We start from the raw sequence: 10,630 nt of genomic DNA on the forward strand, positions 1-10,630 counted from the left end.
AATCGTGAGGATCTTCGGGAAGGTACGGCATCGGCCCTCCGCCTCGTGGCGGCAGGCCACCGACCGCGCGTTCACGCTGATCGGCGACGGCCGGTACGAGGACGCGGGCGCGCTGCTGACACGTGCGGCGGATCTGGAGCCCTGGCTCTCGGAGTCCTGGTTCAACCTGGCGCTGCTGCACAAGTTCCGGCACGACTGGGAGCAGGCCCGGGCCGCCGGGCTGCGCGCGGTCGCGCTGCTCGACAAGGAGACCGGCGCCCCCGACTGGTGGAACGTCGGCATCGCGGCGACCGCGCTCCAGGACTGGCCGCTGGCCCGGCGGGCCTGGCAGGCGTACGGCCTCAAGGTGCCCGGCGCCGCCGCGGGCACCGGCGAGCCCGCCGGCATGGAGCTGGGCAGCGCCGCCGTCCGGCTCTCGCCCGAGGGCGAGGCCGAGGTCGTCTGGGGCCGCAGGCTGGACCCGGCCCGGATGGAGGTCCTCTCCATCCCGCTGCCGTCCTCGGGGCGCCGCTGGGGCGAGGTCGTCCTCCACGACGGTGTGCCGAACGGCGAGCGCACCACCACGGCGGGCCCGTCCTACCCGGTCTTCGACGAGATCGAGCTGTGGGCGCCGTCGCCCGTCCCCACCTGGGTGGTCCTCCTGGAGGCCGCCACCGAGGCCGACCGGGACGCCCTGGAGCAGCTCGCCGCCGACGCGGGCTTCGCCGCCGAGGACTGGTCGTCCTCCGTGCGGCTGCTCTGCCGCGCCTGTTCGGAGTCGACGATGCCGAGCGCCGAGGGCGAGGGCGAGCACTCCGACCCGCACGACCACAGCGAGCCGGGACACCCCGGACCGCTCGGCCACCGCTCGCCCGGCGAGCTGTGGGTCCCGGAGCGGGAGTGCGGCATCGCGGCCCCCGCGGGCCTGGTCCGCGGGCTCCTCGACGGCTGGGTGGCGGACAGTCCCGACAGCCGTGAGTGGCGGGATCTGGAAGAGGTCTGCTGACGCTGCCCGTAGGCTGTACGGGATCGATTTACCCGGGTTCCGAGGAAGGCACGCGCCGGTCATGACGCAGCAGGACACTGACGAGCAGATCAACGACGTAAACGACGGCTTCGTCGTGGACACGGAGGACTGCGAGGCGCGCGAGCTCGCCCACCGCGAGCGCGGTACGGCCCGCCCGATCACCGTCGTCGGCAACCCGGTGCTCCACAAGGAGTGCAAGGACGTCACCGAGTTCGACGACAAGCTGGCCGCGCTGATCGACGACATGTTCGCCAGCCAGAAGGCCGCCGAGGGCGTGGGCCTGGCCGCGAACCAGATCGGTGTCGACCTCAAGGTCTTCGTCTACGACTGCCCGGACGACGAGGGCGTCCGCCACACCGGCGTCGTGGTCAACCCGGTCCTGGAGGAGCTGCCGGCCGACCAGCGGCACCTGGACGAGTCCAACGAGGGCTGCCTCTCCGTGCCCACCGCCTACGCCGAGCTGGGCCGCCCCGACTACGCCGTGGTCAGCGGCCAGGACGCCCAGGGCAAGCCGATCAAGGTGCGCGGCACCGGCTACTTCGCCCGCTGCCTCCAGCACGAGACGGACCACCTGTACGGCTACCTGTACATCGACCGCCTCTCCAAGCGCGACCGCAAGGACGCCCTCCGCCAGATGGAAGAGGGCACCCCGCGCTACGAGACGGTGCCGAACGCCTGAGCGTCCGCACGTACGGCGAAGGGCCCCGCACTCGTCGAGTGCGGGGCCCTTCGCCGTACCGGCTAGAAGTCCTCGTCCAGGTCCACCGAGCCCTCGACCGCCACCTGGTAGGCGGACGGGCGGCGCTCGAAGAAGTTGGTCAGCTCCTGGACGCCCTGGAGCTCCATGAACGCGAACGGGTTCTCGGAGCCGTAGACCGGGGGGAAGCCGAGACGGACCAGGCGCTGGTCGGCGACGCACTGGAGGTACTCGCGCATCGACTCGGTGTTCATGCCGGGCAGGCCGTCGCCGCACAGGTCGCGGCCGAACTGCAGCTCCGCCTCCACGGCCTCCTTCAGCATCTCGGTGACCTGCTGCTGGAGGGCCTCGTCGAAGAGCTCCGGCTCCTCCTTGCGGACGGTGTCCACGACCTCGAAGGCGAAGTTCATGTGCATCGTCTCGTCGCGGAAGACCCAGTTGGTGCCGGTGGCCAGGCCGTGCAGCAGACCACGGGACCGGAACCAGTACACGTACGCGAAGGCGCCGTAGAAGAACAGGCCCTCGATGCACGCCGCGAAGCAGATCAGGTTCAGCAGGAAGCGGCGGCGGTCGGCGGCCGACTCCAGCTTCTCGATCTTCTCGACCGAGTCCATCCAGCGGAAGCAGAACTGCGCCTTCTCGCGGATCGAGGGGATCTCCTCGACCGCGTCGAACGCGGCGGCGCGGTCGTCCGGGTCGGGCAGGTAGGTGTCGAGCAGCGTCAGATAGAACTGGACGTGCACGGCCTCCTCGAACAGCTGGCGCGAGAGGTACAGGCGCGCCTCGGGGGAGTTGATGTGCTTGTACAGCGTCAGCACGAGGTTGTTCGACACGATCGAGTCGCCGGTCGCGAAGAACGCGACGAGCCGGCCGATCATGTGCTGCTCCGCCGGGCTCAGCTTGGCGAGGTCGGCGACGTCGGAGTGCAGGTCGACCTCCTCCACCGTCCAGGTGTTCTTGATGGCGTCCCGGTAGCGGTCGTAGAAGTCCGGGTAGCGCATCGGACGCAGGGTCAGTTCGAAGCCCGGGTCCAGCAGGTTCTTCTTCTCGGTGGAGCTCATTACTGGCAGGCCTCGCAGGACTCGGGGTTCTCAAGGGAGCAGGCGAGCGCCTCGGCGTCGGTGGCCGCCTGCTGGACGGGGATGGGGGCGGCGGCCGTCGTCGACGCCTGGGCGGCGCGGGCGATCCGGGTGGCCGGGCGCGAGCGCAGGTAGTACGTCGTCTTCAGCCCCTGCTTCCAGGCGTACGCGTACATCGACGACAGCTTCCCGATCGTCGGCGTCTCCATGAACAGGTTCAGGGACTGCGACTGGTCGAGGAACGGCGTGCGCGCGGCGGCCATGTCGATCAGACCGCGCTGCGGGATCTCCCAGGCCGTGCGGTACAGCTCGCGCACCTCGGCCGGGATCCAGGAGAAGCCCGCGACCGAGCCGCTGGCGTCGCGCAGCGCGTCCCGGGTCTGCGCGTCCCACACGCCGAGCTTCTTCAGCTCGTCGACGAGGTACGAGTTGACCTGGAGGAACTCGCCCGACAGCGTCTCGCGCTTGAAGAGGTTGGAGACCTGCGGCTCGATGCACTCGTAGACGCCGGCGATCGAGGCGATCGTCGCGGTCGGCGCGATGGCCAGGAGCAGGCTGTTGCGCATGCCGACGGCGGCGATCCGCTCGCGCAGGGCGGCCCAGCGCTCGGGCCAGTTGAGCTCGACGTCGTAATGGTCGGGGTGCAGGACACCGCGGGCCGTGCGGGTCTGCTCCCAGGCCGGGAGCGGGCCGCTGCGCTCGGCGAGGTCGGCGGAGGCCTCGTACGCGGCGAGCATGATCCGCTCGGAGATCTTCGTCGACAGGGCGCGGGCCTCCGCCGAGTCGAAGGGCAGCCGCAGCTGGAAGAAGACGTCCTGGAGGCCCATCGCGCCCAGGCCGACCGGCCGCCAGCGGGCGTTGGAACGCCCGGCCTGCTCGGTCGGGTAGAAGTTGATGTCGACGACCCGGTCGAGGAAGGTGACGGCCGTGCGGACGGTCGAGTCCAGCCGCTCCCAGTCGATGTCGCCGCCGGCCACGAACGAGCCGAGGTTGACCGAGCCGAGGTTGCAGACGGCCGTCTCGCCGTCGTTCGTGACCTCGATGATCTCGGTGCACAGGTTCGAGGAGTGGACGACCGTCCCGGGCTCGGCCGTCTGGTTGGCCGTGCGGTTGGAGGCGTCCTTGAAGGTCATCCAGCCGTTGCCGGTCTGGGCCAGGGTCCGCATCATCCGGCCGTACAGGTCGCGGGCCGGCATCGTCTTGCGGGCCAGGCCCTTCGCCTCGGCGGCGCGGTAGGCGGCGTCGAACTCCTCGCCGTACAGGTCGACGAGCTCGGGCACGTCCGCCGGGGAGAAGAGGGACCAGTCGGCGTCCGCGTTGACGCGGCGCATGAACTCGTCCGGGATCCAGTGCGCCAGGTTGAGGTTGTGCGTACGGCGCTGGTCCTCGCCCGTGTTGTCGCGGAGCTCCAGGAACTCCTCGATGTCCGCGTGCCAGGTCTCCAGGTAGACGGCCGCGGCGCCCTTGCGACGGCCGCCCTGGTTCACGGCGGCGACGGAGGCGTCGAGGGTCTTGAGGAACGGGACGATGCCGTTGGAGTGGCCGTTGGTGCCGCGGATGAGGGAACCGCGGGCGCGGATACGGGAGTAGGAGAGCCCGATGCCGCCGGCGTGCTTCGAGAGGCGCGCGACCTGGTGGTAGCGGTCGTAGATGGAGTCCAGCTCGTCCTGGGGGGAGTCCAGGAGGTAGCAGGAGGACATCTGCGGGTGGCGCGTCCCCGAGTTGAAGAGCGTGGGGGAGGAGGGGAGGTAGTCCAGACGGCTCATCAGGCCGTACAGCGCGGCGACCTCGTCGAGCGCGCGGGCGCTGTCGTCCTCGGCGAGACCGCAGGCGACGCGGAGCATGAAGTGCTGCGGCGTCTCGATGACCTTGCGGGTGATCGGGTGGCGCAGCAGGTAGCGCGAGTAGAGGGTGCGCAGACCGAAGTAGCCGAAGCGGTCGTCGCCGGCGCCGTCGACGGTCGCGTCCAGCCGGTCGGCGTGGAGCGTGACGAAGTCGGCGGTGCGGTCGGCGATGAGGCCCTCGCGGTGACCGACGGCGACGGAGGCCGAGAAGGTGACGGAGCCCTGGGAGGCGGCCTCGTCGGCGATGGTGATCGTCAGGAGCCGGGCGGCGAGCCGGGAGTAGGCCGGGTCCTCGGAGATCAGGCCGGCGGCCGCCTCAGTGGCCAGCTCGCGCAGTTCCGCCTCGTCCGACGTGGCGCTGCGGCCGCGGAGCGCGGCGGCGGCGATCTTGCCGGGGTCCGTGTCGGGCAGGTCGGCGGTGAGATCGGTCAGGGTCCGCAGCAGCACGGTGCCGGGTCCGTCGCTCTCGATCGCCGTGGCCGGATCGGCGGGCGCGATGGTCACGTGGGGCTCTCCCTCGCTCGGCTCTGGGCCGCGGCGGGGGGAAGGCGGGCAGGCGGGCATCCGTACGCCGGATGCGCCGCGTCCACCGGCCCACTCCGCGAGGCCCGGACGTCAGTGACACCCGGAACGGAAGGACCGGGCGGGCTGTCGGCAGGTCTTCGGACTCGCCTCGTATGTGCACCTGGGTGCGAACACATGGGTACGAAGCACACCGTTGCGGGACAGTTCCGGATTCGCGCCGGATTCCCCTGCGTCGACAGCGAGGATGAGCATACATGTGGGGGGCTCCGCTCGCGGAACCCCCCACATGTTGTGTCGCCGTGACGTGGCTTCGGGTCTCAGAACTCCAGGGAGTAGGTCCGCAGCAGGTGGCCCGGAACGGGCTCCCAGTCCCGCTCGGGGGTGCGGACGAAGCCCATGCGCTCGTAGATCCGGTGCGCCGAGACCATCTTCGCGTCCGTGGAGAGCACGAGCCGGGCGCACTCCGGCACGGCCCGCGCGCGGTCGGCACAGGCGCGCACGAGGGCCTCGCCGACACCCCTGCCGCGGGCCTCGGGGGCGACCACGAGCATCCGGAACTCGGCCTCGCCGGTGACGGCGATGTCCGCCCACGGGGTGGCGCCGGGGGCGAAGGTGACCCCGCCGATGATCCGGTCGTCCGCGTCGACGGCCACGAGCACCTCCGCCTCGCGCGCCCGGCGCGCCGTGTCCTTCAGCACGTCCAGGTAGAAGTCGTCCGCCCCGTACAGCAGCAGCCCGTCGTTCAGGTAGGTCTGCCCGGTGACTTCCCCGAGCTCCTCGTACTCCTCGGGCCGTACCGCCCTGATCGTGAAGTCCATGCCGCCAGTCTGCCTCGCGGGCGCGCGAAGGGGCCCGGGATTTCCTGGCGGAGATCCCGGGCCCCTTCGTCGTATCGCGAGGTCAGTGCACTCCGGCGCCGACCTTCGCGTCCGGCGTCGGGTCCGCGTCCGGCTTCGCCTTGCGGGCCGGCGCGTCGCCCGCGTCGGCCGTGTAGTCCGACGGGGAGGTCTCGTCGATGCCGTCGGGGGCCTTCAGGGCCTTGAGGACGAAGGTCAGGACGACCGTGACGACGACGTTGAGGACGAAGGCGGTGAGGCCGATGTAGCCGATCTCGCCGATGCCCGGGATCTCGGCGGCGGAGCCGCCGAAGTGCTTCTGCGTCGGGCTGGCCACGCCGTACGCGGCGGCCGTGCCGTAGACCATGCCGACGGCCCAGCCGGCGAGGAGCGCCCAGCGGTGGAACCAGCGGGTGAAGAGGCCGCCGACCAGCGCCGGGAAGGTCTGGAGGATCCAGATGCCGCCGAGGAGCTGGAAGTTGATCGCGACCGTCTTGTCCATCGTGAGGACGAAGGCCAGCGCGCCGACCTTCACCAGGAGCGAGACCAGCTTGGAGACCTTGGTCTCCTGCGCCGGGGTCGCGTCCGGCTTGATGAAGTCCTTGTAGATGTTGCGGGTGAAGAGGTTGGCCGCGGCGATCGACATGATCGCGGCCGGGACGAGCGCGCCGATGCCGATCGCGGCGAAGGCCACACCCGCGAACCAGTCCGGGAACATGGTCTCGAAGAGCTGCGGGATGGCGAGCTGGCCGTTCTTGACCTGGATCCCGGCGGCGATCGCCATGAAGCCGAGCAGCGCGAGCAGGCCCAGCATCAGCGAGTACAGCGGCAGGATCGTGGTGTTGCGGCGGATGACCTCACGGCTGCGCGAGGACAGCGTCGCCGTGATGGAGTGCGGGTACATGAAGAGCGCGAGCGCCGAGCCGAGCGCCAGCGTCGCGTACGTCCACTGACCGGCCTCACCGGGGACGAGCGCGCCGCGCGGCTTGTCGGTCGCCGGGTTGATCTGCGCGTAGGCCTCGCCGGCCTTGGCGAAGATCTCGTCGAAGCCGCCGAGCTTGATCGGGATGTAGATGATCGCCACGGCGATGACGATGTAGATCAGGGTGTCCTTGACGAAGGCGATGAGCGCGGGCGCGCGCAGCCCCGAGGAGTACGTGTACGCCGCGAGGACGCCGAAGGCGATGAGCAGCGGCAGGTCCTTGATGAACCAGTGGGTGTTCTCGCCGCCGCCGACGCCCATCACGTCCAGGACGGCCTGGATGCCGACGAGCTGGAGCGCGATGTACGGCATGGTCGCGAGGATGCCGGTGACGGCGACCGCGAGCGACAGGCCCTTGGAGCCGAAGCGGCCGCGCACGAAGTCCGAGGTGGTGACGTATCCGTGCTTGTGCGAGACCGACCAGAGGCGCGGCAGGAAGGTGAAGATCAGCGGGTACACCAGGATCGTGTACGGGACGGCGAAGAAGCCGGCCGCGCCCGCCGCGTAGACGGCCGCGGGGACCGCGACGAAGGTGTACGCCGTGTAGAGGTCGCCGCCGAGCAGGAACCAGGTCACCCAGGTGCCGAACGACCGGCCGCCCAGGCCCCATTCGTCGAGGCTGTTCTCGTTCTCGGCCTTGCGCCAGCGCGAGGCCAGGAATCCCATGACCGTGACGGCCAGGAAGAAGAAGATGAACACGGCGAGCGCCACGCCGTTCACGCCGTCCTTCATCGCGCGTCACCTCCCTTGCGGGCACGCTGGTCCAGCTGCCACAGCTTGTACGCCACCATGGTGAGGCCGGTGGAGACCAGCACCCAGAGCATCTGGTACCAGTAGAAGAACGGGATGCCCGCGAAGAGCGGTTCGACCTTCGCGTACGAACTCACCCAGAGCATCGCCACGAACGGTGCGAACAGACAGAGCGCTATCACCACCCGCAGCGGGGTGACGGTCGGTCGGTGCTTCCCTTGTGCCGTTTCCGGTGCTTCTGCCACCTCTGACATGGCGATTCCGTCCCCTCGCTGATCACCTCGGTAATGCTGGGGAAATCTAGGGGACGGCCAGGCTCCACGGAACCCCTGTCCGCATAACGGAAGTGAATCCCCTGTGAACGCCAAAACGAGGGGGGCCGCCGGGACTTCGGCGACCCCCCTCGTCGGGCGTACGGATCCGGTCAGTCGGTGGGCCGCTTGAGGCGGGCCACGAACTTGTAGCGGTCGCCGCGGTAGACGGAGCGCACCCACTCGACCGGCTCGCCCTGGGCGTCCAGGGAGTGGCGGGAGAGCATCAGCATCGGCAGACCCACGTCCGTACCGAGCAGACCGGCCTCGCGCGGGGTGGCGAGGGAGGTCTCGATGGTCTCCTCGGCCTCGGCGAGGCGGACGTCGTAGACCTCGGCCAGCGCCGTGTACAGCGAGGTGTACTTCACCAGCGAGCGGCGCAGCGCGGGGAAGCGCTTGGCCGAAAGGTGGGTGGTCTCGATCGCCATCGGCTCGCCGCTCGCCAGGCGCAGCCGCTCGATGCGCAGCACCCGGCCGCCGGCCGAGATGTCGAGCAGTCCGGCGAGCGTGTCGTCGGCGGTGACGTACCCGATGTCGAGGAGCTGCGAGGTGGGCTCCAGGCCCTGGGCGCGCATGTCCTCCGTGTACGAGGTGAGCTGCAGGGCCTGCGAGACCTTGGGCTTCGCCACGAAGGTGCCCTTGCCCTGGATGCGCTCCAGGCGGCCCTCGACGACCAGCTCCTGGAGCGCCTGGCGCACGGTGGTGCGCGAGGTGTCGAACTCGGCGGCGAGCGTCCGCTCCGGCGGGACCGGTGTGCCGGGCGGCAGGGTCTCCGTCATGTCGAGCAGGTGCCGCTTCAGTCGGTAGTACTTGGGCACGCGAGCGGTGCGGGTGGCGACCCCGCCGTCCGGTTCCGTGCTGCCCGCGTCCCTGGCCATGGCCTGCCTTCCCGACTCCTGTGCTGCTGCCGTCACCGGCTCCTCCGTCTGTAGCGGCTCACATGGTGGCACGGACCGGTCACGGGTCGTCGCCCTACCTCAGGTGTCGGTCCGATAACGGACGCGACTGCCCTTCTTATACACCCTTGACACCCCTAAAGGTCTAGGCCAAGCTCCGGGTACTGGTCTAAACCATTAAAGACCAGGTCCCAGCCCCACGAGCACTACCTGACGTATGTCTTCGCGCGGTGGGCAGGGGTTGCAGGCATCCCTGAGGAGGGTGGCGTGAAGCGCAAGCTCATCGCGGCGATCGGCGTCGCGGGCATGATGGTCTCTATCGCTGCATGTGGTTCGGACAGCGACACGGGCAGCAAGGACGGCGCCAAGCCGTCCGCCGGCGGCGACAAGAGCCTGACCGTCTGGGTCATGGACGGGTCCGCTCCGGACGCGTGGATGGCCGAGGTGAACAAGGCGTTCGAGGCCAAGCACCCGGGCGTCAAGGTCAAGGTCGAGAAGCAGGTCTGGAACGGCATCCAGGAGAAGGTCACCACCGCCCTCTCCGAGGACACCCCGCCGGACGTCCTGGAGCTCGGCAACACCCAGACCGCCGGTTACGCCGTCACCGGCGGCCTCGCCGACCTGTCCGGCGACAAGGCCAAGCTCGGCTACGACGCCTGGAACAAGGGCATGGTCGCCTCCAACGAGCTGGACGGCAAGCTCTACTCCGCCCCGTGGTACGCCGCGAGCCGCGTCGTCATCTACGACAAGGCCGCCTACAAGAAGGCCGGCGTCACCCCGCCGAAGACCCGCGCCGAGTGGATCGCGGGCCTGAAGAAGCTCAAGGCCGCCGACCCGAAGTCGCAGGCGATCTACCTGCCGGGTCAGTCCTGGTACGTCCTCGCCGGTCTCGTCTGGGACGAGGGCAGCGACCTCGCGGTCAAGGACGGCGACAAGTGGAAGGGCAACCTGTCCTCCCCCGAGGCCGTCGCCGCCGTGAACTTCTACAAGGAGCTGGCGTCCTACTCCACCGCTCCGAAGGACAAGGACGAGGCGACCCCGCAGCAGTCCACCGACGTCGTCCCCAAGGGCGGCGTGGCGTCCTGGATCGGTCTCGGCTGGGAGGCCGGCGGCGCGATCGACGCCATGAAGAAGGCCGGCAAGACCGCCGACTTCGGCTACTTCCCGATCCCGGGCAAGACCGCTGACAAGCCGGGCTCCGTCTTCCTCGGCGGCTCGAACCTCGCCATCGCCGAGCGCTCCCAGAACAAGGAGCTCGCGAAGGAGTGGCTGGCCCTCGCCGCCGGCAAGGAGCACATGACCACCTACGCGAAGGCCACCGAGGGCGGGCTGCTCCCGAACCAGGACGGCGCGCAGTTCAAGCCGGCCGCCGGCTCCTTCGCCGAGGCCATGGCCGCCTCCTCCGTCTCCGGCAAGGTCACCCCGGTGACCCCGGGCTGGGCGAACGTCGAGACCGCCCCGAACCCGATCAAGGACTTCATGACGAAGGTCCTGAAGGGCGAGGACGCCAAGGCGGCCGGCGAGGCGGCCGACAAGGTCATCAACGAGCGCATCAACCAGCAGTAATCCGTAGCCAGGTGGTGGGGGCGGGGGGGCCCCCGCCCCCCCCCCCCCGCGGGGGGGGGGGGGGGGAATGGGCGCCACGCCCGCAGTTGTTTTGGGGCCCCCCCCCCCCGCCGCGCCCCCCGGGGGGGGGGGGGCCCC

General features: G+C 70.0%; 9 protein-coding genes and 1 riboswitch. Of the genes, 3 read left to right on the top strand and 6 right to left on the bottom strand.

The window, feature by feature from the left end; genetic code table 11:
• Positions 1-4 precede the first annotated feature (4 nt).
• On the top strand, positions 5-985 hold the full coding sequence (locus tag ACF08F_RS29550) for a hypothetical protein (protein ID WP_055641407.1): 981 nt from the start codon (positions 5-7) through the stop codon (positions 983-985).
• Between the two features lie 61 nt (positions 986-1,046).
• Positions 1,047-1,685, top strand: a complete 639-nt coding sequence (def, locus tag ACF08F_RS29555; RefSeq protein ID WP_392301571.1) for a peptide deformylase — start codon at positions 1,047-1,049, stop codon at positions 1,683-1,685.
• A 62-nt stretch (positions 1,686-1,747) separates the two neighbouring features.
• Here the strand turns inward: def and ACF08F_RS29560 are convergent, their stop codons facing one another.
• The 6 genes from ACF08F_RS29560 to ACF08F_RS29585 form a co-directional block, all read right to left on the bottom strand.
• A complete protein-coding gene (locus ACF08F_RS29560; protein ID WP_392301572.1) occupies positions 1,748-2,764 on the bottom strand; it encodes a ribonucleotide-diphosphate reductase subunit beta in 1,017 nt (338 codons plus the stop codon).
• Positions 2,764-5,130, bottom strand: a complete 2,367-nt coding sequence (locus ACF08F_RS29565) for a ribonucleoside-diphosphate reductase subunit alpha (protein WP_392301573.1) — start codon at positions 5,128-5,130, stop codon at positions 2,764-2,766. The genes ACF08F_RS29560 and ACF08F_RS29565 overlap by 1 nt, the downstream gene beginning before the upstream one ends.
• Positions 5,131-5,283: 153 nt before the next feature.
• A riboswitch (cobalamin riboswitch) is annotated at positions 5,284-5,378 on the bottom strand.
• A 90-nt stretch (positions 5,379-5,468) separates the two neighbouring features.
• Positions 5,469-5,969 (bottom strand): GNAT family N-acetyltransferase, encoded by a 501-nt coding sequence (locus ACF08F_RS29570; RefSeq protein WP_392301574.1) that lies wholly within the window; start codon positions 5,967-5,969, stop codon positions 5,469-5,471.
• 82 nt (positions 5,970-6,051) lie between these two features.
• Positions 6,052-7,701 carry a monocarboxylate uptake permease MctP gene (gene mctP / locus ACF08F_RS29575; RefSeq protein ID WP_392301575.1) on the bottom strand — a complete coding sequence of 550 codons (1,650 nt, stop codon included), beginning with the start codon at positions 7,699-7,701 and terminating at the stop codon, positions 6,052-6,054.
• Positions 7,698-7,973: a DUF3311 domain-containing protein gene (locus ACF08F_RS29580; protein WP_392301576.1), complete on the bottom strand. Its 276-nt coding sequence runs from the start codon at positions 7,971-7,973 to the stop codon at positions 7,698-7,700. Before ACF08F_RS29580 ends, mctP begins: the two co-directional genes overlap by 4 nt.
• Positions 7,974-8,143: 170 nt before the next feature.
• Positions 8,144-8,908 carry a GntR family transcriptional regulator gene (locus ACF08F_RS29585; RefSeq protein ID WP_392301685.1) on the bottom strand — a complete coding sequence of 255 codons (765 nt, stop codon included), beginning with the start codon at positions 8,906-8,908 and terminating at the stop codon, positions 8,144-8,146.
• Positions 8,909-9,193: 285 nt separating this feature from the next.
• Between ACF08F_RS29585 and ACF08F_RS29590 the strand changes: the two genes are divergently transcribed.
• The gene (locus ACF08F_RS29590; RefSeq protein WP_392301577.1) at positions 9,194-10,492 is read left to right on the top strand and encodes an extracellular solute-binding protein; all 1,299 of its coding nucleotides are present in this window, start codon (positions 9,194-9,196) and stop codon (positions 10,490-10,492) included.
• The last annotated feature ends 138 nt before the right edge of the window (positions 10,493-10,630 follow it).

It is taken from the genome of Streptomyces sp. NPDC015130 (assembly GCF_043080005.1).
In the GTDB taxonomy this organism is placed as follows: Bacteria; Actinomycetota; Actinomycetes; order Streptomycetales; family Streptomycetaceae; genus Streptomyces.